This window comes from Pseudomonas sp. GW821-FHT02C04 (genome assembly GCF_059421845.1).
The window spans coordinates 552,711-574,708 of sequence record NZ_JBWKVT010000001.1; the positions used below are offsets into that span (position 1 = coordinate 552,711).

Here is a 21,998-nt window from a genome sequence, read left to right on the forward strand (position 1 = left end):
GCGGGCGGCGCATCCGTCTTATGTGTGATTGATGTCGCGATCCTTGGTCTCCGGCATGAAGAAAATGCCGAGAATCGCCGTCATCACCGCGATGACAATCGGGTACCACAAGCCGTAATAGATATCCCCGGTGGCCGCGACCATCGCAAACGCCACGGTGGGCAGGAAGCCGCCGAACCAGCCGTTGCCGATGTGGTAGGGCAGCGACATCGAGGTGTAGCGGATGCGCGCCGGAAACAGTTCGACCAGCCATGCCGCAATCGGGCCGTAGACCATGGTCACGTAGATCACCAGCACGGTCAGCAGGAGCAGCACCATCGGGTAATTGGTCTTGGCCGGGTCGGCTTTTTCCGGGTAACCGGCTTCTTTCAGCGCGGTAGTGAGGCCGGCGGTGAAGGCGTCGTTGCGGGTCTTGAAGTCGGCGGCCGGCATGGCGGTGCCTTCGAAACTTTCGATGACCTTATCGCCGATACGTACCTGAGCCACGGTGCCCGGTTCCGCCACCACGTTTTCATACGGAATAGCCCGTTTGGCCAGGATGGTCTTCGCCAGATCGCAGGAACTGGTGAATTTGGCCTTGCCCACCGGATCGAACTGGAACGAGCATTGGTCAGGGTTGGCGACCACTTTGACCGGGTTCTTTTCCTGAGCGATGAACACGTCGGGGTTACCGTACTGGGTCAGCGCGTGGAAGATCGGGAAGTAGGTCACCGCCGCCAGAATGCACCCGGCCATGATGATGCCCTTGCGCCCGATGCGGTCCGAGAGGCTGCCGAAAATCACGAAGAACGGCGTACCGATCAGCAGCGAACCGGCAATCAGCAGGTTGGCGGTCTGCGGATCGATCTTCAGTGTTTGCAGCAGGAAAAACAGCGCGTAGAACTGCCCGGTGTACCAGACCACCGCTTGGCCGGCGGTGCCGCCGAGCAGCGCCATGATCACGATTTTCAGGTTGTCCCAACGGGCGAAGGATTCAGTCAGCGGCGCCTTCGAGGACTTGCCTTCGGCCTTCATCTTCATGAACACCGGCGATTCGTTCAGTTGCAGACGGATGTACACCGACACCGCCAGCAGCAGGATCGACAGCAGAAACGGAATCCGCCAGCCCCAGGCCTCGAACGCCTCGGTGCCCAGCGCGGTGCGGCAGGCCAGAATCACCAGCAGCGACAGAAACAACCCGAGCGTCGCGGTAGTCTGAATCCACGAAGTGAAATACCCGCGTTTACCCTTCGGCGCATGCTCGGCCACATACGTCGCCGCGCCACCGTATTCACCGCCCAGCGCCAGACCTTGCAGCAATCGCAGGGTAATCAGAATGATCGGCGCCGCGACCCCGATGGTCGCGTAACCGGGCAGGAACCCCACAATCGCCGTCGACACACCCATGATCACAATCGTGATCAGAAACGTGTGCTTGCGCCCGATCATGTCACCCAGTCGCCCGAACACCACCGCACCAAACGGCCGCACCGCAAAACCGGCGGCGAAGGCGAGCAGGGCGAAAATGAAAGCCGTGGTCTCGTTGACCCCGGCGAAGAAGTGCTTGGCGATGATCGCGGCGAGCGAGCCGTAGAGGTAGAAGTCGTACCACTCGAACACCGTGCCGAGGGAGGAGGCGAAGATGACCTTGCGCTCCTCTCGGCTGACGCTGTGGTGCGGGGCACTGCCGGTGGACATGCTGTCGAGTACTGCCATGGGTGTTCTCCGTCGTGCTTGTTGTTGTAGGCCGGAGCACTTCATCAACGTCGCGTACTCGGGGCCTTCAGTTGGTGCTGGAGCAGGTGCTTCGTGGAGCGTGCACAGACTCTCGACCTCGCGGGAGGGCGGGGTTTCTTTGAGCATAATTGGGATTGGGGGGATATCCAGTGGCGGCGGATGTGGGCAGTGATGGAGAGAGGTTGGCTTGTTCGGGGAGGGAATGAGTTAAATGAGTTTGCGGGCGTAGTCTCTTATGGTTATTCAGAATGTTTGTTGTTCTAAATAAGTATTAAAAACTATCACTTCTGTCAGGTGCAGCTGCGGATGTTTGTGTTGATACTTTGTCTGGTGGATGGGGCGGGAAATAAATCTGTCCCCTTAAATTCAGTCAGTCTTCATGAACGGCCAGTTTTACTTGCAGGTTCATCCAATGCGGACGCCATATCAGGCGACGCCATACTGACCATAAGGAAGCTTAAAATGGCTAGGAAAACTGTCGAAGATCTGTTTATTCATGAGCTGTCCGATGTTTACAGTGCGGAAAAGCAAATTACCAAAGCATTGCCACGCTTAGCGAAAGCTGCGACCAACCCGTTATTGGCGGATGCCTTCACCTCTCACTTGGAAGAAACCCATGGGCAGATCGAACGCATTGATCAGATCGTGGAATTGACTGGGATAAAACTCGTGCGCATGAAGTGCGTCGCCATGGAAGGCCTGGTTGAAGAGTCGAAGGAGCTGCTAGAAGAAATCGACAAAGGTGCTGTGCTCGATGCCGCGTTGATCGGTGCAGCGCAAAAGGTGGAGCACTACGAAATTGCGGCCTATGGCACTTTAATCGCGATGGCGAAGCATCTAAAACTCGACGAAGCAGCATCTCTGTTGGCTGCCACACTCGTTGAGGAGAAAGGAGCCGACGAAAAACTGAGCAAGATTGCGGAGCAGGGTGGTAATCAAGCCGCGACTCTGGAAAAAAAGGTTAAATAATTCAAAGGGGACAGATTTATTTAATCGTCCCCTATTGGTGTTAAGCAGTTTTTTCTGGCCTTCCGCGCTCTCTGAGCTGAATGCGTCTTCCGGTAATGCTCGCGATTTCGTCGACGAATTTCTTGTTTCCTGTAAGTTGTCCCCGCTGAAGCGCACCCCTTATAAGTTGCAATTCATGGGTGGGTGTAGCTATCTCAACAAACGACCTATAGCGCTCACGCCGGAATGCATCGGTGGGCCCTAGCTCTAGAAAGCAAGGATCTTTATCCAGCCATGTGGATTCAGAGAAGTCGTTCAGGCGCAAAGCGAAACTTGACCAGGGGTAGTCTTCTGCACGATCCACCATGTGGGCCCGCACTGGGTTTAGCTCTATGTAGCGACTGCAAGCCAATAGATAGGTGTCGGATTGGACAACGCTGGATTTGTAGCGACTTTCCCACAGCGTGCCAGTCCTCCCCTCAACTTTGTTGCGATACCGCGTCATCCGCCCGGCGAGGGCTTTCATGAGCTGTCCAAGGCTGGACGTTGATTCCCCTGGGGCGAGCAGCAAGTGGACATGGTTGGTCATCAAGCAGTAGGCATAAACTTTTATACCTAATGCTTCTTTGAGTTCGCGCAGGTCAAAGAGGTAGCGCTCGAAGTCCGCTGGCTCTGCGAAAACGACCTGCCTGTTGTGACCGCGCTGCACGATATGGTGCGGGTAGTGCGGTAGCACGATGCGTCCCGTTCTGGGCATGAATTTTCCTACGTCCTTGTTTTGACGGATGAAGCTTAGAAGGTGGCGAAGCTGAAGCAGGTGGGATGTGTCAGAGAATGTATCCGCCTGAGGGGCGAGAGACATTAAATGAATCTGCGTTATTTGTTTCTTATGGTTTTTCAGAATTTTGGTAGTTCTGAATAAGTATTAAAAACTGTCATTTCTGTCAGGTGCGGTTGTGGATGTTTGTGTTGATACTTTTAGCGGGTGGGGTTGGAAAATAAATCTGTCCCCTTTGTTACTAAAAATAGATCTGTCTTAATTCTTTTTTTTGTTATTGGAGGTGGTCAAGATGCCGGCAACTTACAAGCTTACAAATGTACCCGCTGAGGTCAATGAAGAGACCATTGCGAAAGACTTTAGCCGCGTTACTGTTCTTGGTGTGAAAATTAATAGAAGGGAGCGCACGGCGGAAGTGATTTTCGAAAAAACAGTAGGAACGCTACCTGTTTTAGAGAAGAAAAATTACTCCATGGGTGTGAAAGAGCAGATTGTTTTTCCTGAGATAGACTATGACAAAATTGATGCTCTTCGAGGGTTGGATATTACGCTTACGACTACGGCTAGATCAGATGATGAGGGGAGGGCTTTGTTGCGAATGCTTAAAGTGCCGTTTAAAAACTAAAATGGAGAAAATAAATCTGTCCCCTTTGTTTCTTTTGTGTTTAACGTTACCAATTAAAGGGATTTCAAGATGAGCGACCAATCTGTAAGTTCGAACTCGCAAACTGACCCGGAAGTTGCGGGTTGGACAACTGCATATCTTAGATCGTCTACGGAAGGCTTTAGTAGCGAGCTAAGGCTCCGCTTTCAAAAAGTCGGGACTCAGGTGAGTGTCCAGACTGAAACATACAAGATCGACAAGGGGGGCAATCAAGGCGGTAACAAGGCTAACATAAACCTTAATGTCAAAGGCAATGCAGGTGGGGAGAAACAACTCAACTCCGATGACAATCTTTATCAGGATGGCGTATCAAGGCCGTATGAAAAACATTTCGCAATAAACGTCGGGAGCTCCAACTCGTTATCCATGTCGGCGCTGACTATTTTTGATCGAAAAGGTGGTGACCCGCGCTCAACTGCCTTCGTGACGTTCCCTATTTAGTTTTTAAGGACAAGAGAAGAAGCAAAGGGGGACAAATTTTTTTAATCGTCCCCTTTTGTTGTTAAGTGATAGAGAAGAACATCCCTCGGTCGTGTGATCTATTCCGTCGGCACAACGTTATCCAGCACCTGATTCACCGCCAGTTCCGCCAGCATCACGATCTGCGCGATGCCTTGCGCGGTTTTGCGGTGGGGGCCTTCGAGGAGGTCGACGAAGTTGTTGAGCATGACGTTGGCCGACCCCAGGGTTTCGACGGCGTCGGCTAGCAGGGATTCGTTGTTGCTGGCCGGGTTGGCCTGGTAGAGGCGGTTGGGGTAGTAGGGCGCGGCCATCATGTGGGCTGATATTGGGCCTAGGTGGTAGTCGAGAGCGCGGTTGGCGGCTTCGTTGAATCTCTTGGAGTCAGGACATTCGTAGGGGGAGGTTGGGTCGGTGATGCTGGCCGGTTCGGTGACCGGAGGATTCGGCGTGACTTTGAACATGTTCATTCTTTTCCTGTTTTGAAGCCGCCAGACCCGAGCTACTAAACAGGGGTGGAGGCAGCTGTGCGCAGGTTAGTAGACCGGGGAAAAGAAGAAAGCCGGCGTGCCCGGGGGCACCCTACGCACAGCCACCATCAAATACAGGTATGGGAATACCTGACTGACAGACACCTGTGCACTCTTCAAATACCAACGGGCTACTAAACCCGATCACTGGAAATCAGTGACCCGATCCAAGTTACCGGCCGACCCCTAGGCACACAAGCCGGCGGATTCTGGCGTAGCCGTAGGCTCTGGCGCAAGGATTTGTAGGCTTCGGGAAGTTTCTTTGTGTGCCTTTAAACATCCATTGTTTTCTATGTTTACTAAGCGCGACGACGCTCAAGAAACAGGCTTCAGAAATCGGTACCGACTTGACTCTGTGGCGAGGGAGCTTGCTCCCGCTGGGGCGCGAAGCGCCCCCAATCAAAGAGGGCCTGCTGCGCAGGCCAGCGGGAGCAAGCTCCCTCGCCACAAAAGCACCGATCACTCTTCAAGGGTCGGGTTTGGCACAACATGTCGCCGTGTCTGTAAACTGGCCGCCCGAAACGGCGCACGATGGCGCCGTCCTCACTGCCAGCGAAGGACTTTCCCATGGCCAACCAAGACATCACCTACACCCCGGATCCGGATGCAGACTCGATCTCTTCGGACGTCACCGAATTCAACGGCATCCTGATGTCGACCCAGATCCCGACCCGTGCCGACGGCAGCCTGGAACTGGGCGACGTCACCGCGCAAAGTGAATGCACGTTGCAGGCGCTGAAAGTCGCGCTGGAAAAGGCCGGCAGCTCGATGGATCGCGTGCTGCACCTGACCATCTACCTGACCGACATGGCTGATCGCGCTGCGTTCAACGAGGTGTACAAGCGCTACTTCGCCAAGCCATGGCCGGTGCGTGCGGCGGTTGGCGTGGCGGCGCTGGCGGTTGAAGGGATGAAGGTGGAAGTGACTGCGATGGCCGCGAAGGCTTGACCCCGTAATGATCGTTCCCACGTCGAGGCGTCGAACCGTCCGCGTGGGAATGCCTCAAGGGACGCTCCGCGTTCCAGCTCTGGAAGGGACGCGGAGCGTCCCGGGCTGCATTCCCACGCAGAGCGTGGGAACGATCGGTGACGGTTCGCGTGGGAGCGATCTGATCGTGACGGGAAGAAAACAGCCACCCGGCAGCACAGGCGTGCCGGCCACGCGTTTCGCGGCTACAATGCGCGCCTCGACCGTGACAGCCTGACTAAAAAAATATATGTCCTTGCCCAAACATCACCTGGAACTGCTCAGCCCCGCCCGTGACGTGGCCATCGCCCGCGAAGCCATCCTGCATGGCGCCGACGCGGTGTACATTGGCGGCCCGAGCTTCGGGGCGCGCCACAACGCGTGCAACGAGGTGAGTGAAATCGCCGAACTGGTGGAATTTGCCCGTCGCTATCACGCGCGCATTTTCACCACCATCAACACCATCCTGCACGACAACGAACTGGAGCCGGCACGCAAGCTGATCCATCAGTTGTACGACGCCGGCGTCGATGCGCTGATCGTCCAGGACCTGGGCGTGATGGAGCTGGATATTCCACCCATCGAGCTGCACGCCAGCACCCAGACCGACATCCGCACCCTTGAGCGGGCCAAGTTCCTCGATCAGGCCGGTTTCTCGCAACTGGTACTGGCCCGTGAACTGAACCTCAAGGAAATCCGCGCGATCGCCGATGAAACCGATGCCGCCATCGAGTTCTTCATCCACGGCGCGTTGTGCGTGGCGTTCTCCGGTCAGTGCAATATTTCCCACGCGCAGACCGGGCGCAGTGCCAACCGTGGCGACTGCTCCCAGGCCTGCCGTCTGCCGTACACCCTGAAAGACGAAAAGGGTGGCGTGATCGCCTACGAAAAACACCTGCTGTCGATGAAGGACAACAACCAGAGCGCCAACATCCGCGCACTGGTCGAGGCCGGTGTGCGTTCGTTCAAGATCGAAGGTCGCTACAAGGACATGGGCTATGTGAAGAACATCACCGCCTATTACCGCCAGCGTCTCGACGACGTGCTCAACGACCGCCCGGACCTGGCCCGCGCCTCCAGCGGCCGCACCGCGCATTTCTTCATGCCGGACCCGGAAAAGACCTTCCACCGTGGCAGCACCGACTACTTCGTCAGCGAGCGCAAGATCGACATCGGTGCGTTCGATTCGCCGACCTTCACCGGTCTGGCGGTGGGTACGGTCGAGAAAGTCGGCAAGCGTGACATGCAGGTCATCACCCACGAGCCGCTTTCCAACGGTGACGGCCTCAACGTGCTGGTCAAGCGCGAAGTGGTGGGTTTCCGCGCCAACATCGCCGAAGCCAAGGGCGAGTTCGAGGAAGAAGGCGAGAAGCGCTACCGCTACCGCGTCGAGCCGAACGAAATGCCGGAAGGCCTGTACAAGCTGCGCCCGAACCACCCGCTGAACCGCAACCTCGACCACAACTGGCAGCAGGCCTTGCAGAAGACCTCCGCCGAGCGTCGTATCGGTGTGAGCTGGCTGGCGAAGTTGCGTGAAGAGCGTCTGGAACTGACCGTGACCAGCGAAGAGGGCATCAGCGCCAGCGTTGCGCTGGAAGGCCCGTTCGGCGTTGCCAACAAACCGGAACAGGCGCTGGAGACCTTGCACGATCTGCTCGGCCAGCTCGGTACCACCGAGTACCACGCGACCTCGATCAAACTCGATGCGCCGCAAGCGTTCTTCATCCCGAACTCGCAGCTCAAGTCGTTGCGCCGCGAAGTGATCGAAGCGCTGACCGCCGCCCGTGTTGCCGCCCACCCGCGTGGCGGGCGCAAGGCTGAAACCACGCCTCCGCCGGTGTACCCGGAGGCGCACCTGTCGTTCCTGGCCAACGTCTACAACCAGAAGGCCCGTGATTTCTATCACCGCCACGGCGTGAAGCTGATCGACGCCGCGTACGAGGCCCACGAAGAAGCGGGCGAAGTGCCTGTGATGATCACCAAGCACTGCCTCCGGTTCTCCTTCAACCTGTGCCCGAAACAGGCCAAAGGCGTGACCGGCGTGAAGACCAAAGTCGCGCCGATGCAACTGATTCACGGCGATGAAGTGCTGACCCTGAAGTTCGACTGCAAACCGTGCGAAATGCACGTGATCGGCAAGATGAAGGGCCACATCCTGAATCTGCCGCAGCCGGGCAGCGTGGTGGGGCATATCAGCCCTGAAGACCTGATGAAGACCATTCCTCGGGCTCCGCACTGATTCAAAGGCAATAAAAAACCGGTGACGAAAGTCACCGGTTTTTTTATGCCTGCCAGAAACTCAACTGGCTTCGTAGCGCGATCCTGTTGCCGGCGCCGCTTCGCCACTCAACGCATCGACCATCGGCGGATGCTCCTGCGCGGCCTGACGCAGATCCTCGGTCACCCGCAGCTCTGCGCCGGTCGGCGAGAAGGTCGCAGCCGCCGCAAACGGCGCCGGATTGGCCGGCACCGGACGCTTGCCACGGCGCCAGAAGAAGAACGTCACCATGGCCAGGTTGACCAGAGCGAAGGCCCAGAACAGGCCGGTTTCGCCGTGGGCGTTCATCGCCGGCGAAATCAGCAGCGGGCTCATCGCCGAGCCCAGCGAGTTGATCAGCAACATGCCCTGAATCATCGGCACCAAGGTTTCGACCGGTGCACGGTCGGCAGCGTGGCTGACGGCCACCGGGTACAGCGCGAACACACCGCCGCCCAGCAGGAACAGCGTCGCCGCGAGCAAGGCCGAGGACAGTGGCACCAGCACGATCACTAGCGACAGCACGGTGCACGCGGCGCAGAGCACGGTCAGCACTTGCAGGCGATCCTTGCGGTCGGACCAGCGCCCGACCGGGTATTGCAATAGCATCGCGCCGAGGATCGTCCAGGCCATCATGCTGCCGACTTCGCCGACGTTCAGGCCGATGCGTTGCAGGTACAGCGGCAGCAGGGTGTAGATCGCCGCGATGGTGACGCCGGAGCCGAAGCAGCCGACCAGCCCGGTCGGTGATACGCCGAGCAAGGCCCGTGGCTTGAGCGGTTCGACCTGTTCCAGCAGCGGCGAAACGCGCGGCAGGATCACAATCGGCAGCACCGACAAGGTCGCCAGCATGCCGGCAACCATGAACGGCGCGGTGTCGCCCAGCCCGGTGATTTTCCCCAAAAATGCTTGGCCGAGCACGCCGGCGCCGTAGAGGACGATCATGTATAGCGCGAGCAGACGACCGCGAATCTTCGCGTCACCGGCCAGCAGCAGCCAGCTCTCGATCACCAGAAACACGCCGACCGTGGCCCAGCCGTTGATCAGGCGCAGGACAACCCAGCCCCAGGTGTCATAAAACAGCCCTTGCAGCAGGATGGTCGCGGCGATCAGCGAGGCGAAGCTGCTGTAGGCGCGGATATGGCCGATGCGCAGGATCAGCCGGTCGTTGAAAATCGCGCCCAGGGTCAAGCCGATGAAGTAGGCCGAGGACACGATGCCGATCATCGTCGCCGATTCGCCGGCCGCGCCCAGGCGCAATGTAGTCAAAGAAGACAGAAAACCGTTGCCCAAAGCAACAATGAACAGCCCGAGCAGGGGCGCCAGCGCCATGGCCAGCAAACGCGGTGTCATAAAAACCTCAAGTGATCGAACAGCGGAACGTGCGCCTCTGCGCATGCGAGTGCCAAGCCGAAGTGTGTTGAAGACAAACGACCGCCGAACGGGCAGGACGATTGAGCCTGGCGCACTGTGTGAAAGTGGCCGGCTGTTCAAACCTGAGGGTTGTCATGGCTGCGGGCAGGCGCCGGTCGGGCGACTGCAAGAGGAGGCGCGATTTTAAGCCTTGTGTGGCGTTTGCCAAGGTGCCGGGCCTGCGACGCTGGGACGCAGGCCGGCAGGACTGGGTGATGATCGTTCCCACGCTCCGCGTGGGAATGCCTCCATGGACGCTCCGCGTCCGGCGTTGGAAGGGACGCGGAGCGTCCCGGGCTGCATTCCCACGCAGACGGTTCGACGCCTCGACGTGGGAACGATCTCCTCTGTAGTGCTTGCGTCGTTTGCGAGTAATTTGCTGCGGCGGCAGTTAGCATGGCGTCATAACAACGAAATGACGGACCACACCTTGATCGAACGACGCCAATTCAGCGGTGGCATGAAGGGCAAGAACCTTCGCTACTTGAACGAGCCTTCCTCCGGGGCGGGGCGCATGACCCGCACGGGTTTTGTGCTGCTGGAGCATTTTTCCCTGCCAGCGTTTACCCAGGCGCTGGACACTATCATTACTTCGAATCTGCTGCGCCCCGGTCTGTTTTCCACGCGAACCTTCGGCCTGAGCGATGGCGAGGTGATCAGCGATCTGGGTCTGGTCATTCGCCCGGATGCGCGACTGGAGGCGGGCGCGATACAAGAACTGGATCTGCTGGTGATCTGCGGCGGCTACCGCACGGAATTGAAGGCCAGTGACGAGTTTATCGGTCTGCTGAAAATGGCCGCCGAGGCGGGAGTGATACTCGCCGGGTTGTGGAACGGCTCATGGTTTCTGGGGCGGGCAGGGGTGCTGGAAGGCTATCGCTGTGCGATCCACCCGGAACATCGGCCGGCGTTGGCGGAAATCTCCAAAGCCACCCAAGTCAGCAGCGAGCCCTACGTGATCGACCGCGACCGGTTGACGGCGTCCAGTCCGTCCGGCGCCTTTCACATGGCGCTGGACTGGATCAAGAGCCTGCACGACAAAGCGCTGGTCGAAGGGATCGAAGACATTCTGGCGTTCGAGGAATCGCGTTACCGGCGGATCAAACCGACCGAGAACATCTGCGTCAGCGCACCGTTGCGCGAAGTGGTAAAGCTGATGGATGCGAACCTCGAAGAGCCGCTGGAACTGGAGCAACTGGCGGTGTATGCCGGCCGTTCCCGGCGTCAACTGGAGCGACTGTTCAAGGAACAACTGGGCACCACGCCGCAGCGCTATTACATGGAGCTGCGGATCACCGAAGCGCGGCGTCTGCTGCAACACACCGAGCTGTCCCAGGTGGATGTGCTGGTGGCCTGCGGGTTTGTATCGCCAAGCCATTTCAGCAAGTGCTACAGCGCCTATTTCGGTTATCGACCGTCCAAAGAAAAACGGCTCGTCAAGTAACGAGCCGTTTTTTGTGCGCCGCTTCAGAGGTGGTCGGCGTCGATGATCGCCTTGGCAAAGGTCTGCGGACTTTCCTGCGGCAGGTTGTGGCCGATACCGCCGTTGATCAGACGGAACTCGTACTTACCGGTGAAGCGTTTGGCGTAATCCTCGGGCGCCGGGTGCGGGGCGCCGTTGGCATCGCCTTCGAGGGTGATGGTCGGCACGCTGATCGACGGTGCGGTGGCGAGTTTCTGCTCCAGCGCTTCGTACTGGCTTTCGCCCTGCACCAGGCCCAGACGCCAGCGGTAGTTGAACACGGTGATGGCGACGTGATCCGGGTTTTCCAGGGCCTTGGCGCTGCGGTCGAAGGTGGCGTCGTCGAGGGCCCATTTCGGTGAGGCGGTCTGCCAGATCAGCTTGGCGAAATCGTGGGTGTTCTTGGCGTAACCTGCGGCACCACGGTCGGTGGCGAAGTAGAACTGATACCACCATTGCAGCTCGGCCTTGGGCGGCAGCGGGTTCTTGCCGGCGGCCTGATTGCCGATCAGATAACCGCTGACCGACACCAGCGCCTTCACTCGTTCAGGCCACAGTGCCGAGACGATGTCCGCCGAACGTGCGCCCCAGTCGTAGCCGCCGAGTACGGCTGTTTTGATCTTAAGCGCATCCATGAAATCAATGACGTCACTGGCGAGCGCCGCAGGCTGACCGTTGCGCACGGTCTTGTCGGAAAGGAAATGCGTGTCGCCATAACCTCGGGCGTACGGCATCAATACCCGATAACCCTTGGCCGCCAGCAGCGGCGCGACTTCGTCGTAGCTGTGAATGTCGTAGGGCCAGCCGTGCAGCAGAATCACCACCGGGCCATCGGCCGGGCCGGTTTCGGCGTAAGCCACGTCCAGCACACCGGCCTTCACATGCTTCAGCGCGCCGAAGGGCAGATCGGCTTTCACGCTGGCGACTTCAGCCTTGACCGGTTCCGGCGCCGCCGATTGAGCGTTGGCGAACGCGCCGAATTGCATCAGGGCGGTGGCGAGAATCGACAGGCCCAGCAGGCGACGACGGGTTTTGCCGGTAGCGGTGGTGTGCAGTGCAGGCTTCATGGTCAGGCTCCTTTTGCAATCGACGGGGTTGGGGTTCTGTTGAACCCTTCTGAACTGGAGTCCATTGAAGCTTGCCGGTGTATCCGTGCTGTTTCGGTTTTGCTCCCGAGTTAAGGGCGTGTGTATCCGCAGGCGTTCCGTACACAGTGCGATACAAACCCGCCACTCATGAAAAAGCCCCGAATGATCGGGGCTTGGTTTTGTTGCACTGTTCTCAGGTTTCAGGCCTGGGTGACATGTTTGGGCCCGGCGAGGGCCCAGGCGATCACTCCCAGCAACGGTACAAAAACGATCAGTACGATCCAGACGCCCTTGTTGCTCGATTTCCCTTCGCTCTTGCGCACCCGGTTGATTGCCCACAGTTCAACGAGCACAAGAACAACAGCCAGTACGACCCACGTGGTTTCAATTTGCATGAGCTACCTCCTGATGGTCATTCGGTTAGGCGGCCGGTGAAACTGAGGGTTCATTAAATTTGCACTCCGTCTGCGTTGGACATCCTGCACAAATCTTCTAAACGCATTGGCGTGAAGCGCGGTAATTTAGCCGTTGAACCCATTTCTCTGGAGCCTTGCGTGGACAAACGCAACTGGATCGACCTGTCCCAGGATGCCGACACCGGGATCGAGTCGATTCGTGCTCATTTCCAGGGACATGCCTACGATCCGCACTGGCATGACAGCTTTCTGGTGGGCGTTACCGAGCAAGGAGTTCAGCAGTTCGATTGCCGGCGGGTGCGGCATTTCAGTACGCCGGGCAAGATCTTCATGCTGGAACCTGGGGAGATCCACGACGGGCACGCGCCCACCGAGGAAGGCTTTACCTATTCCATGCTCTATCTCGATCCGCATTGGCTGGAGCGCGAGTTGCTTGCACTGTTTGAGCGAGCGCCGGACAACAGTCAGATCGGATTCGCCGACACTCTGAGCCAGGATCCGCGTCTGGCCATTTCCATCAATCAGGCCTTTCAGGCCCTGCATCACGGCGACTTGCGCATCGTGCGGCAGAGCGCCGTCGACAACTTGCTCGGCTCGCTGACGGCCCATCTCGACTGGCGCAAGCGTCAGGCCTTCGATCCGCGCTTGCCGCGTGTGGCACAGGTCGCGCGGGACTACCTGCATGCCCATGCCTTCGAAGATATCGGGCTGGACGATCTGGCCCAGGCCTGTGGGGTTGACCGCTTTCGGCTGACCCGGGCCTTCAAGTCGGCCTTCGGGCTGGCGCCTCATGGCTATTTGATCCAGTTGCGGCTGGCTCGGGCCCGACAAATGCTGGCGCGGGGCGAAACGCCCGCCACCGTCGCCAGCGCACTGGGGTTTGCCGATCAAAGTCATTTGGGGCGCTGGTTTCGCCGCGCCTATCACCTGACCCCGGCAGACTACCGCAAGCGCTGCTCAAACCTTCCAGACTGAACCCCGTGTAACGTCGGAATTCCTGATGGAGACGTGGGCGATATGTGGGATGCTATGAAGGAAGCTCGCTTGCCTGGTGACGGACATCAGGGGAGTTCCATGGATAAAACGCCCCGAACCCATTCAACGTTGTATGAAGTTCATGGGGGGCAGTGAGGTTGTTGCAGTGAGTCAGTTGATCAGTGAAATCAGAACGAAGTGGGAATTCGATGATGGTCTGCTCTTTGAGAGTTTTCGCCGCTGGGACGGGACCTCTACCAGCTTCGAAGATACAAAAAAAAATATGCTATATGCACTAGAACACCCAGTCGTACGTTTTGAGCAATACCTGATTCTTGAGAATGGCGTTGAAGTACGCCTTCCAGTCAGTGAGACACCCTATATTCTTGAAGATAGAACAGGGGTTTTGGTGGTTTTCAATGAAGAGCCTTCAAAATTTAGTACGCCTGACTTTCCCTGGTTTTTTAACTATCCTGATAATGCGGCTATCTACAATGCTGATGGCTCTTTGCGTTTTCAACTGCGCTCTAATGGTATCGGAAGCTATATTGGGGCAGTGCACCACACAACGACGCCAGAGAACCCAAATGCGTTAGGTGTTTTAGTAGGTTCATTGGGGCATGATCCGGAATGGGTATATCTGGTTGACCCTGATAATCCGAAATTGATATCTACGGGGAAGTGGGTTCGATATTAGTTGTGAGGACGTCTGAGAATCATCTGGTCTTCCTTGGTATCTAGCGGAGGTGGCGCAAGACGCAAGGTTCAAGGCTGGAATACTCCGACATCATGTTTGCAAAGGGTGCATTAATGGCTGCTTACGATTTGTACGGTGTCAAAAATTTGAGTGTTTCAGCCGCCAGGTTGAAAGTTGAGGAAAGTCTTGAGCTTTCCCTTGATAGACGCGAAAGCACCTATCACGGCGGTGAGTATTATTTCTTTGGTAATAAAGAGTCAGAGCACCTCACGCTGAAAAACAATATTGACCCTTTCGACGGCGAAGCGGTGGAACAGGAATTTCCCGAATATCCGGTTTTGTTATATGTAGACAGCACCGGGCGTGCGGAGGAGATCGCAGAGAGGTTGGCGCAGGAGTTTTTCCTGCTTAGGCGTGAGTTGCTTGATTAGGTCCTGCTCCGCGCCGCAGTACTCCTGCAAGCACTGCTCAAACCTTCCAGACTGAACGTCTCACAACCGCGACCATGGCTTCCTGTTTTGATTCGGAGTCCATGTCATGGAATCGTTGTTGCCCTTTCTGTTGTTTGCCTTCGTTGCCTCGATCACCCCGGGGCCGACCAATATTCTGGTGATGAGCCACAGTTCGCGACGCGGGATGGTCGCTACGCTGCCGATCATCTTCGGTGCCTGTGTGTCGGCTGCACTGGTGGTGCTGGTTGTCGGGCTCGGCGTGGGTGAAACGCTGCTTCGCTATCCCCGGGTGCAGCAGGCGATGGCCTGGGCCGGAGTGCTGTGGCTGAGCTGGCTGGCGTGGCAGATTTTTCGCAGTTCGCCGCCATCGCTGGACTCCTCAACATCGGGTGACGACAGTTTCAGCGTTTTCGGTGCCGCCGGCCTGCAATTGATCAACCCCAAGGTCTGGATGATGGCCGTGGCGGTGGTGAGTGTGTTTGGCGGTAACGGCGACGAGCGTGCGCGGATGGTGTTGTTGGCCTTTGTGTTTCTGCTGGTGTGCTTGCCGTGCATGACGGCGTGGGCGTTGTTGGGCGTGGGCAGTGCACGGTTCTTTGGCTCGCCACGGGCATTCGGGCGTATGAATGCCGGGCTGGCGTTTTTGTTGTTGCTGTCAGCCTGGTTGACGGTGTTGGTTTGATCCAGGCACCCGGTCATATAAATTTGAAATACACGACGCCGCCCCCCAGAATCGCGACCCGATCCGGCCAATGGTGCCGGACGCTCAAGGTGAAAAGGGGTTGCGGTTGAACGAACACACATTGTCCATGCGCCTGGAGCGTGTAGCCGCGCACGTACCCGTCGGTGCGCGTCTGGCCGATATCGGCTCGGATCACGGCTACCTGCCGGTGGCGTTGATGCGTCGCGGCGCCATCGAGGCGGCGGTGGCGGGGGAGATGGCGTTGACGCCGTTCCGCTCGGCCGAGCGCACCGTGCGTGAAAATGATCTGGGCCAACTGATTACCGTGCGCCTGGCCAATGGCTTGATGGCGATCGAGCCGCAAGACGGGATCACCGCGATCAGCGTCTGCGGCATGGGCGGCGAGACCATCCGCGACATTCTCGAGGCAGGCAAGGCACGTTTGAGCGGCCGCGAACGCCTGATCCTGCAACCCAACGGCGGCGAGCAACCGTTGCGCCAATGGTTGATGGACAACGACTACCGGATCCTTTGCGAGGAACTCTTGCGGGAAAACCGCTTCGACTACGAAATCATCGTTGCCGAACGCGATGGGCCAGTGGCCTACAGCCCTGAGGAACTGTACTTCGGACCGTTGCAGATGCAGGCGCGCAGCCCGGCGTTTGTCAGCAAGTGGCTGCACCGGTTGCGACACAAGCAGCAGACCCTGAGCCACTTCGGGCGTGCGCGGCATGCCGTGTGCGAAGAGAAGGTGCAGGATCTGGCCCGGCAGGTGCGGTGGATCACCGAAGTGCTCGCTTGAACCCGACTCAGGGCTGATATCATTCAACAACTTTCAAGCAGGGCAGAAAACGATGAACCGTCAGAAGAAACTGCAACAGCTCTTCAAGGAAAAATCCAGAAAGGCCAACGCCAAACTTGCGCCGAAAAGCAACAAGCCGAAGTACATCAGCAAGGCGGATCGGTTGAAAATGGAAGCTGATGCGGCTCAGGTCTCGGTCATTTCCACTGAGAGTTGAACGAAAAGGGGACAGATTTATTTTCAGAATGAACGAAAAGGGGACAGATTTATTTTCAGAAAATAGATCTGTCCCCTTTTTGTCCCCCAGCTCAGGCCAGCCTTGTTCAGGGTTGGCTCATAGGGCGCGGGCTATTGACCTTTTTGCCGACGAAGCCCATTTCAATCGGCGTCTTTATGTAAAACACGGAAAAGTCTTCGGCTTCGAGTCGCTTGAACAGTCTGTCGGACTCTTCTTCGGTGATCGCCATTCGGATTTCCGTCGGCTGATCCGCCAGCTCAAAAAAGTGCGAGGAATGCAGTCGCCCGGTATGGCCGAAACCTTCGATGGCAGTGGAGAGGGTCGCACCGCGCAGGCCCAGTTCCTTTGCCAGATCGACAATCCAGTCGCCGAGCATCTTTCCTTGATGACGACGGTTTTGTTGAGTGAAGAAAATCACCAGAAAACCTTTCATTTCGGTCTCCTTAACGCGTGCCTGTCAATTGATAGGACAACAGTCCCGCCGCAGTCATTGCCAGCGAACCGACGACGTGCAATGAAATCGAGCCGAGCGCCCAGAGCAGTCTGCCTTCCTGAATCAGGGCAACGGTTTCGGCTGAAAATGTGGAAAAGGTCGTCAGACCGCCACAAAAGCCGGTGATGATCAGCAGCCGCCACTCAGGACTTAGAGAAGGGGAGGCGGCAAACGACCAAAAGGGGACAGATTTATTTTCCATTTTCCAGAAAATAAATCTGTCCCCATTAAAGTAGAGATCTTTCTGCAAAGTATCGACTGGGCACTTCTCCCAGCAAGTGCTTGAAAGCCGTCGTGAATGCACTAGAGCTGCTATAGCCCAACATCATCGCGACCTGTGTGACCGACTGGCCTTTTCCCAACTGCACAACCGCAGAGAGCAGGCAGGCTTGTTGTCGCCATTCGATGTAACTGATGCCGGTGTGCACGCGAAACTGTCGGGTAAAGGATCGGCGGCTCATGCCTGCACGTTGGGCCATTTCGTCGATACCCACCTCCAGCGAGGGCAGGGCCAGAAATTCGCGGCATACCCGAGCAAGACGCGGTTCTGTCGGCAACGGAGCATTGAGCGACAGCGCAGGCATCCCGGCAATCTCATGCAGCAGCAATCCCATCAGATGACCGTCGCGTCCCTGGGTGGAGTAATGCGAGGGCACATCGATAGCCTTCAACAGCAATTGCCGCAACAATGGCGAAACGTCTAACACCTGACACTGATCCGCTAGCCCAAGTCGCTGCGCCGCGCGTTTGCGGATATAGGTGTTGTGCAGGGTGACAGGGCCACGCATCTGCATGGAGTGGGGCAGTTGCGCCGGGACCCAGATGCCGCGCTGAGGCGGGACGACCCAGTTCCCGTGATCGGTAAAAACGGTGATGACGCCACTGGCGGCATACGCAAACTGCCCACGCGAGTGGTCGTGCAACGGGAATAGCGTTCCGTCCGCATAGTCACGTGCGGTCACGACGGCATCGCGGGGTGTGTTCTGGTAGGTCAGTACGGTTTTTTCGCGCATGGCCCGATATTAATGAAAGTTGGCCTGTGACTGAAAGCGGGCCAGGTCGTTTGCTTGCATATTTCTACCGGCACGAGCATTTCCGCTCGGTGCAGGGGAAAGACTGATCATGCAAAAGAAGCATTTTTTACTCGCCGTCCTGGTAACCGCTGTCTGGGGACTTAACTTTCCCGTCACCAAGCTCGGGCTGGCCGGCATCGACCCACTGCTGTTGACTGCGTTGCGTTTCGCACTGGCAGCATTGCCCTGGGTGTTTTTCGTCAAGCGTCCGCAGATTGCTTTCGGATGGATCGCGGCCTATGGGCTGATCTTTGGTGTCGCGATGTGGGCGTTGATCAATCAGGGGATCGCATGGGGTGTGCCGCCGGGTAGCGCGTCATTGCTGATCCAGTTCAGCGCCTTCTTCACGCTGGGCTGGGGCGTGCTGTTTTTCGGAGAACGCTTGGGACGGCCACAGTTGGTTGGCAGTTTTCTAGCCGCTGCAGGACTGCTGGGGATCGTCTTGTGCAGCCCCGGCAATGTATCGAGGGCAGGTTTTGCCCTGGTGATTGGCAGTGCAGTGGCCTGGAGCATTGGCAACGTGGTCATCAAGATTTCCAGGGTGCGTGAAATCTTTGCCTTCGTGGTCTGGGCCAGTTTGTTTCCACCCATCCCGCTCTTGCTGTTGACATGGCTGCTACACGGTTCCGCTCCCTTCAACGCGCTGCCTTCGCAACTGAATGGCATGACGCTGTTTTCACTCGCGTTCCAGGTGTACGCCGCGACGCACTTCAGTTACTGGGGGTGGAACCTGTTGCTGCGTGAATACCCGGTGTCGCGCGTGGCCTCGTTGTCGCTGTTGATTCCGGTATTTGGCATCGTCAGTTCGATGGTCATTCTCGGCCAACACCCTGGCCCCTTTGATTGGGCGTTTATCTTGCTGGTTCTACTGGCGCTGGCCTTGGGTTCAGTGAAGTTGCCCTTCACTCAACAGCGTTCGGCTCCGCAAGTGTCCACATCCCGCTGAGGATCTGCGCTTTCAGCCGGTTTAACCGCATCAGGCACTCGGCTGCACCGGTTTGGCCAACTCGATCCCCGCCGCCCCCAGCCGCTTGAGAATCTCGAACAACAAATCACTCTTGGTCTTGCCGACAATCCTTGGGCTGTCGACGTAACCGGTCACGGTCAGCGTGATGCCATCGGGCGACAGTTTGCTGAAGCGCACTAACGGCGCCGGTTTGCCAAGGATGGTTTCGTGCTCTTTGTAGGTGTCGAGCAGCAGGTTTTTGACCTGTTCGGGATCGATGTCCAGCGGGAACATCAGCTCCAGTGTCGCCACACCCTGGGCACTGCCGCCGAGGGTGACGTTGCGCAGGTTCTGCGAGATCAGTTGCGAGTTGGGCACGATTACGATGGAGCGGTCGCTGAGCTGGATCTCGGTGGCGCGCACGTTGATCCGGCGGATGTCGCCCTCGACGCCGCTGATGCTGATCAGGTCGCCGACCTTGACCGGGCGTTCGGTGAGCAGGATCAGACCGGAGACGAAGTTCTTCACAATCTCCTGCAAACCGAAACCGATCCCCACCGACAGGGCGCTGACGATCCACGCCAGATTGGTCCACTTTACGCCCAGCGAAGACAGCGTCAGCAACACCACCAGCGCATAGCCGATATTGGAAAACAGCGTGCTGAGCGAGGCGCACATGCCCGGGTCCATGTCGGTCTTGGGCAGGAATTCGTTGTCCAGCCAGCGGCGCAGGGCGCGGATCAGGTAAATGCCGATCAGCAGCGCGAGCATGGCGTTGAGCAAATGCCCGGGAACGATGTTCAGTTTGCGCAGGCCGGCGCCGCCGAGAATCGCGCCGATGTTGGTCGCCAGTTGGCCGAGGGTGGTACCGATGCCGCCGACGAACAGCGTGATCACCGCCAGCAGCAACAACGCGGCGCGGCCCACGCCGGCCAGCAGGGTGGAGGCTTGTTCGAGGCGCCGGTCGCCGACCCCCAGCAGTTGCTTCAGTGCCTTGCCGCTGGAGTGGCGGGGCGAGAAGAAGTATTCGCAGCTGTCCTTGAGCAACTGCATCAGCAGGTAGAAACCGGAGAAAACAATAAACGCCCACACCAGTTCATAGGTGATGAACCGGGCGAGCGATACATATCCCGTCAGCAATGCGCCCAGGGAAATGACCATCGCCAGCGTTGCAATGGTATAGACCACCCCGGCGAAGGTGTTGCCCGTCACCTGAGCATCCCCGGCCGCCGCCAGCGCCTTGCGCACCTTGCCGACGCGCATCAGCAGCACCGTGACGATGCCCAGCACCACCAGCGCAATCACGCCCCGGCCGGTGATCACGATCTGGCTGCTCATGCCGGATGCGTTGCTGACCTGCACCGCCGTCACCAGCACCAGCAGCGTGGCGGACAGGATCCGGGCGAACGGCTTGAGTGTCTGTGCCACCGGCTCGGCAATCACCGGCAGCCGCCACGACGGATGCTCGGTGGACAGCAACGCGCGGCTCAGGCCGGTGATCATTACGCAGGCATACACCACTTTCTGGAACTCATCGGAGAACGTCGCCAGCATCGGTGGCAACGGCACATGCCGCGTGCAGGCGTAATACAGCAACTCCAGAGCAATCGCGGTGGTCGCCAGTGTCGCCAGTGCCGAGGCAAACGCCAGCGAACTGCGGCGCAGCCGTCCTTCCGGCATGCGATGAATGCACACCCACGCCAGCCAGCGGTCAGCGAGCCGGCGACCCAATGTCCAGATGATGAAGGCCAGCACCACCAGCACACTGGTGTAGAACCGCTGCCCCGGTTGCCAGGCCTCGGTGCCGGTTTCCTGGATCTGATCGACGAATGAACGCAGGCGCTGGCGATCGTCAGGGTCGGGATCGACCAACGGTGCCCAGAATCCGGGGCTCAGGATGCTGTCGGTGCCGAGGGTCAGCTCGCTTTCGAGCAACGTACGGCGAATGCTGGCAATTTGTGTGATCAGGTCGGTGGCGTTCTGCTTGAGTGTCGCCAGGTTCTTCAGGGCGGTGTCGACTTTGGTCTTCTGCTCGATCAGCGTCGCCCGTTGTGCGGCGATATCGGCCTGTTCGGCGGCCACCGTTTCCGTCGGCGTCGCCCCCAATACACCCAGCTGCACGGTCAGTTGTGCCTGCTGCGGCAGCAGCGACGCCGACAACCGATCGATGTCCAGAATGAACATCTGCACCCGATCCTGCGGGCCTTCGAGCTGGTTATAGTTGTTGGCGGACGAGATCTGCTGCTTGAGGCCATCGAGGCGTTGTTGCAGTGCTTGTAGATCGTTTTGGCTGACCCCCGGAAGCGGGGCGCCGATGTCGATTGCGCTCGACAAGTCAGCGGCCGACACGGTTGTCAGGCCCGGGCCGAGCAGGGTCAGAGCGACGAATACCAATGACATCAATGCATTGCGCATGGGACTGGCTGATTCCGGTTGATCACACAATCAATGAGGTTAGGTGATCAGGCGCCTGCTGCATCATTTTCTGCTGCTAATCCTGGCTTAATGCGTGTCCGGTGATATCGCCGGGCATCGAATTGAAAGCCCCGTTTTTCACGACTAAACTCCCGGCCATGAAACGCTATCTGCGGTTTTGTCTCATCTTCCTGATCAGCCTGGCGCTTCCCCTCAGCGGGATGGCGGGCGTGCAGGCGCCGACAGAACCCTGCCCGATGCAAGCCATGGGCATGGCGATGATGGACGGGATGAACATGGATTGCTGCAAGGACATGAAAAGTCCTGCCGACCATGGCACTCCCTGCAAGCCAGGCCAGGAGTGCAAGACCGGCGGCGTGCTGCAGGTCTCGAGCCTCAAGCCGCCCGTCACTGTGTTCAGCCCCGTGACGCTTTCATTCTTCAGTGATTCCCTGCCTGTAGCGACCCCGTCCGGGGTCTGGCGACCGCCCCGCGTCTGATTCCTGTCTCCCTTCGAAGCTCATTCCG

General features: G+C 58.1%; 22 protein-coding genes and 2 pseudogenes. 14 read left to right on the plus strand and 10 right to left on the minus strand.

Features of this window, described 5'->3' with window-relative positions; all coding sequences use genetic code 11:
* Positions 1 to 18: 18 nt before the first annotated feature.
* Complete coding sequence (locus AC07VV_RS02395; protein ID WP_495035118.1) at positions 19 to 1,695, minus strand: MFS transporter; 1,677 nt, start codon at positions 1,693 to 1,695, stop codon at positions 19 to 21.
* Positions 1,696 to 2,178: 483 nt separating this feature from the next.
* On the opposite strand from AC07VV_RS02395, the gene AC07VV_RS02400 reads away from it, so the two are divergent.
* Entirely contained in the window at positions 2,179 to 2,685 is a 507-nt protein-coding gene (locus AC07VV_RS02400; protein ID WP_495035921.1) for a YciE/YciF ferroxidase family protein, read from the plus strand.
* Positions 2,686 to 2,725: 40 nt separating this feature from the next.
* On the opposite strand, the gene AC07VV_RS02405 is transcribed toward AC07VV_RS02400, so the two are convergent.
* A complete protein-coding gene (locus AC07VV_RS02405; protein WP_495035922.1) occupies positions 2,726 to 3,421 on the minus strand; it encodes a transposase in 696 nt (231 codons plus the stop codon).
* 484 nt (positions 3,422 to 3,905) lie between these two features.
* Here AC07VV_RS02405 and AC07VV_RS02410 point away from each other — a divergent pair.
* Positions 3,906 to 4,067, plus strand: a pseudogene (locus tag AC07VV_RS02410) (50S ribosomal protein L5); the annotation flags it as partial.
* A gap of 69 nt (positions 4,068 to 4,136) precedes the next feature.
* The gene (locus AC07VV_RS02415; RefSeq protein WP_495035119.1) at positions 4,137 to 4,547 is read left to right on the plus strand and encodes a hypothetical protein; all 411 of its coding nucleotides are present in this window, start codon (positions 4,137 to 4,139) and stop codon (positions 4,545 to 4,547) included.
* A gap of 98 nt (positions 4,548 to 4,645) precedes the next feature.
* On the opposite strand, the gene AC07VV_RS02420 is transcribed toward AC07VV_RS02415, so the two are convergent.
* Positions 4,646 to 5,029, minus strand: a complete 384-nt coding sequence (locus AC07VV_RS02420; protein WP_207985966.1) for a DUF6124 family protein — start codon at positions 5,027 to 5,029, stop codon at positions 4,646 to 4,648.
* 633 nt (positions 5,030 to 5,662) lie between these two features.
* Between AC07VV_RS02420 and AC07VV_RS02425 the strand changes: the two genes are divergently transcribed.
* Both AC07VV_RS02425 and AC07VV_RS02430 read left to right on the plus strand, forming a co-directional pair.
* Complete coding sequence (locus AC07VV_RS02425; protein WP_007955413.1) at positions 5,663 to 6,043, plus strand: RidA family protein; 381 nt, start codon at positions 5,663 to 5,665, stop codon at positions 6,041 to 6,043.
* A gap of 268 nt (positions 6,044 to 6,311) precedes the next feature.
* Positions 6,312 to 8,300: a peptidase U32 family protein gene (locus AC07VV_RS02430; protein WP_495035120.1), complete on the plus strand. Its 1,989-nt coding sequence runs from the start codon at positions 6,312 to 6,314 to the stop codon at positions 8,298 to 8,300.
* Between the two features lie 60 nt (positions 8,301 to 8,360).
* Here AC07VV_RS02430 and AC07VV_RS02435 read toward each other — a convergent pair whose 3' ends face one another.
* Positions 8,361 to 9,671, minus strand: coding sequence for an MFS transporter (locus AC07VV_RS02435; protein ID WP_495035121.1), 1,311 nt, complete (start codon positions 9,669 to 9,671; stop codon positions 8,361 to 8,363).
* A gap of 475 nt (positions 9,672 to 10,146) precedes the next feature.
* On the opposite strand from AC07VV_RS02435, the gene AC07VV_RS02440 reads away from it, so the two are divergent.
* On the plus strand, positions 10,147 to 11,175 hold the full coding sequence (locus AC07VV_RS02440; RefSeq protein WP_495035122.1) for a GlxA family transcriptional regulator: 1,029 nt from the start codon (positions 10,147 to 10,149) through the stop codon (positions 11,173 to 11,175).
* A 23-nt stretch (positions 11,176 to 11,198) separates the two neighbouring features.
* On the opposite strand, the gene AC07VV_RS02445 is transcribed toward AC07VV_RS02440, so the two are convergent.
* Positions 11,199 to 12,260 carry an alpha/beta fold hydrolase gene (locus AC07VV_RS02445; RefSeq protein WP_495035123.1) on the minus strand — a complete coding sequence of 354 codons (1,062 nt, stop codon included), beginning with the start codon at positions 12,258 to 12,260 and terminating at the stop codon, positions 11,199 to 11,201.
* A 221-nt stretch (positions 12,261 to 12,481) separates the two neighbouring features.
* Entirely contained in the window at positions 12,482 to 12,676 is a 195-nt protein-coding gene (locus AC07VV_RS02450) for a PLD nuclease N-terminal domain-containing protein (RefSeq protein WP_495035124.1), read from the minus strand.
* 159 nt (positions 12,677 to 12,835) lie between these two features.
* On the opposite strand from AC07VV_RS02450, the gene AC07VV_RS02455 reads away from it, so the two are divergent.
* The 6 genes from AC07VV_RS02455 (at position 12,836) to AC07VV_RS02480 (ending at position 16,522) form a co-directional block, all read left to right on the plus strand.
* Positions 12,836 to 13,672 carry an AraC family ligand binding domain-containing protein gene (locus AC07VV_RS02455; RefSeq protein ID WP_495035125.1) on the plus strand — a complete coding sequence of 279 codons (837 nt, stop codon included), beginning with the start codon at positions 12,836 to 12,838 and terminating at the stop codon, positions 13,670 to 13,672.
* 166 nt (positions 13,673 to 13,838) lie between these two features.
* Positions 13,839 to 14,369, plus strand: coding sequence for a hypothetical protein (locus AC07VV_RS02460; RefSeq protein ID WP_495035126.1), 531 nt, complete (start codon positions 13,839 to 13,841; stop codon positions 14,367 to 14,369).
* Between the two features lie 113 nt (positions 14,370 to 14,482).
* The gene (locus tag AC07VV_RS02465) at positions 14,483 to 14,800 is read left to right on the plus strand and encodes a hypothetical protein (protein WP_495035127.1); all 318 of its coding nucleotides are present in this window, start codon (positions 14,483 to 14,485) and stop codon (positions 14,798 to 14,800) included.
* A 106-nt stretch (positions 14,801 to 14,906) separates the two neighbouring features.
* Positions 14,907 to 15,503 (plus strand): LysE family translocator, encoded by a 597-nt coding sequence (locus AC07VV_RS02470; RefSeq protein WP_495035128.1) that lies wholly within the window; start codon positions 14,907 to 14,909, stop codon positions 15,501 to 15,503.
* A gap of 106 nt (positions 15,504 to 15,609) precedes the next feature.
* Entirely contained in the window at positions 15,610 to 16,305 is a 696-nt protein-coding gene (locus AC07VV_RS02475) for a tRNA (adenine(22)-N(1))-methyltransferase (protein ID WP_495035129.1), read from the plus strand.
* A gap of 52 nt (positions 16,306 to 16,357) precedes the next feature.
* Positions 16,358 to 16,522 carry a DUF2986 domain-containing protein gene (locus AC07VV_RS02480; protein WP_495035130.1) on the plus strand — a complete coding sequence of 55 codons (165 nt, stop codon included), beginning with the start codon at positions 16,358 to 16,360 and terminating at the stop codon, positions 16,520 to 16,522.
* Positions 16,523 to 16,628: 106 nt separating this feature from the next.
* Here AC07VV_RS02480 and AC07VV_RS02485 read toward each other — a convergent pair whose 3' ends face one another.
* The 3 genes and pseudogenes from AC07VV_RS02485 to AC07VV_RS02495 all read right to left on the minus strand — a co-directional run bounded on the left by AC07VV_RS02485 (position 16,629) and on the right by AC07VV_RS02495 (position 18,049).
* On the minus strand, positions 16,629 to 16,976 hold the full coding sequence (locus AC07VV_RS02485) for a DUF190 domain-containing protein (protein ID WP_495035131.1): 348 nt from the start codon (positions 16,974 to 16,976) through the stop codon (positions 16,629 to 16,631).
* Positions 16,977 to 16,986: 10 nt separating this feature from the next.
* Positions 16,987 to 17,205: pseudogene (locus AC07VV_RS02490) on the minus strand (CrcB family protein); the annotation flags it as partial.
* Between the two features lie 58 nt (positions 17,206 to 17,263).
* Positions 17,264 to 18,049 carry an AraC family transcriptional regulator gene (locus AC07VV_RS02495; protein ID WP_495035132.1) on the minus strand — a complete coding sequence of 262 codons (786 nt, stop codon included), beginning with the start codon at positions 18,047 to 18,049 and terminating at the stop codon, positions 17,264 to 17,266.
* Between the two features lie 109 nt (positions 18,050 to 18,158).
* Here AC07VV_RS02495 and AC07VV_RS02500 point away from each other — a divergent pair, with 109 nt between their 5' ends.
* A complete protein-coding gene (locus tag AC07VV_RS02500; RefSeq protein WP_495035133.1) occupies positions 18,159 to 19,055 on the plus strand; it encodes an EamA family transporter in 897 nt (298 codons plus the stop codon).
* 30 nt (positions 19,056 to 19,085) lie between these two features.
* On the opposite strand, the gene AC07VV_RS02505 is transcribed toward AC07VV_RS02500, so the two are convergent.
* Positions 19,086 to 21,470, minus strand: coding sequence for a DUF3772 domain-containing protein (locus AC07VV_RS02505; protein ID WP_495035134.1), 2,385 nt, complete (start codon positions 21,468 to 21,470; stop codon positions 19,086 to 19,088).
* 158 nt (positions 21,471 to 21,628) lie between these two features.
* On the opposite strand from AC07VV_RS02505, the gene AC07VV_RS02510 reads away from it, so the two are divergent.
* Positions 21,629 to 21,970 (plus strand): hypothetical protein, encoded by a 342-nt coding sequence (locus tag AC07VV_RS02510; protein ID WP_495035135.1) that lies wholly within the window; start codon positions 21,629 to 21,631, stop codon positions 21,968 to 21,970.
* The last annotated feature ends 28 nt before the right edge of the window (positions 21,971 to 21,998 follow it).

Bases quoted from the DNA above. Each gene is read 5' to 3' on its own strand.
- AC07VV_RS02395 (WP_495035118.1), bottom strand. From the start codon at position 1,695: ATGGCAGTACTCGACAGCATGTCCACCGGCAGTGCCCCGCACCACAGC.
- AC07VV_RS02400 (WP_495035921.1), top strand. From the start codon at position 2,179: ATGGCTAGGAAAACTGTCGAAGATCTGTTTATTCATGAGCTGTCCGAT.
- AC07VV_RS02405 (WP_495035922.1), bottom strand. From the start codon at position 3,421: ATGCCCAGAACGGGACGCATCGTGCTACCGCACTACCCGCACCATATC.
- AC07VV_RS02415 (WP_495035119.1), top strand. From the start codon at position 4,137: ATGAGCGACCAATCTGTAAGTTCGAACTCGCAAACTGACCCGGAAGTT.
- AC07VV_RS02420 (WP_207985966.1), bottom strand. From the start codon at position 5,029: ATGTTCAAAGTCACGCCGAATCCTCCGGTCACCGAACCGGCCAGCATC.
- AC07VV_RS02425 (WP_007955413.1), top strand. From the start codon at position 5,663: ATGGCCAACCAAGACATCACCTACACCCCGGATCCGGATGCAGACTCG.
- AC07VV_RS02430 (WP_495035120.1), top strand. From the start codon at position 6,312: ATGTCCTTGCCCAAACATCACCTGGAACTGCTCAGCCCCGCCCGTGAC.
- AC07VV_RS02435 (WP_495035121.1), bottom strand. From the start codon at position 9,671: ATGACACCGCGTTTGCTGGCCATGGCGCTGGCGCCCCTGCTCGGGCTG.
- AC07VV_RS02440 (WP_495035122.1), top strand. From the start codon at position 10,147: ATGACGGACCACACCTTGATCGAACGACGCCAATTCAGCGGTGGCATG.
- AC07VV_RS02445 (WP_495035123.1), bottom strand. From the start codon at position 12,260: ATGAAGCCTGCACTGCACACCACCGCTACCGGCAAAACCCGTCGTCGC.
- AC07VV_RS02450 (WP_495035124.1), bottom strand. From the start codon at position 12,676: ATGCAAATTGAAACCACGTGGGTCGTACTGGCTGTTGTTCTTGTGCTC.
- AC07VV_RS02465 (WP_495035127.1), top strand. From the start codon at position 14,483: ATGGCTGCTTACGATTTGTACGGTGTCAAAAATTTGAGTGTTTCAGCC.
- AC07VV_RS02470 (WP_495035128.1), top strand. From the start codon at position 14,907: ATGGAATCGTTGTTGCCCTTTCTGTTGTTTGCCTTCGTTGCCTCGATC.
- AC07VV_RS02480 (WP_495035130.1), top strand. From the start codon at position 16,358: ATGAACCGTCAGAAGAAACTGCAACAGCTCTTCAAGGAAAAATCCAGA.
- AC07VV_RS02485 (WP_495035131.1), bottom strand. From the start codon at position 16,976: ATGAAAGGTTTTCTGGTGATTTTCTTCACTCAACAAAACCGTCGTCAT.
- AC07VV_RS02495 (WP_495035132.1), bottom strand. From the start codon at position 18,049: ATGCGCGAAAAAACCGTACTGACCTACCAGAACACACCCCGCGATGCC.
- AC07VV_RS02500 (WP_495035133.1), top strand. From the start codon at position 18,159: ATGCAAAAGAAGCATTTTTTACTCGCCGTCCTGGTAACCGCTGTCTGG.
- AC07VV_RS02505 (WP_495035134.1), bottom strand. From the start codon at position 21,470: ATGCGCAATGCATTGATGTCATTGGTATTCGTCGCTCTGACCCTGCTC.
- AC07VV_RS02510 (WP_495035135.1), top strand. From the start codon at position 21,629: ATGAAACGCTATCTGCGGTTTTGTCTCATCTTCCTGATCAGCCTGGCG.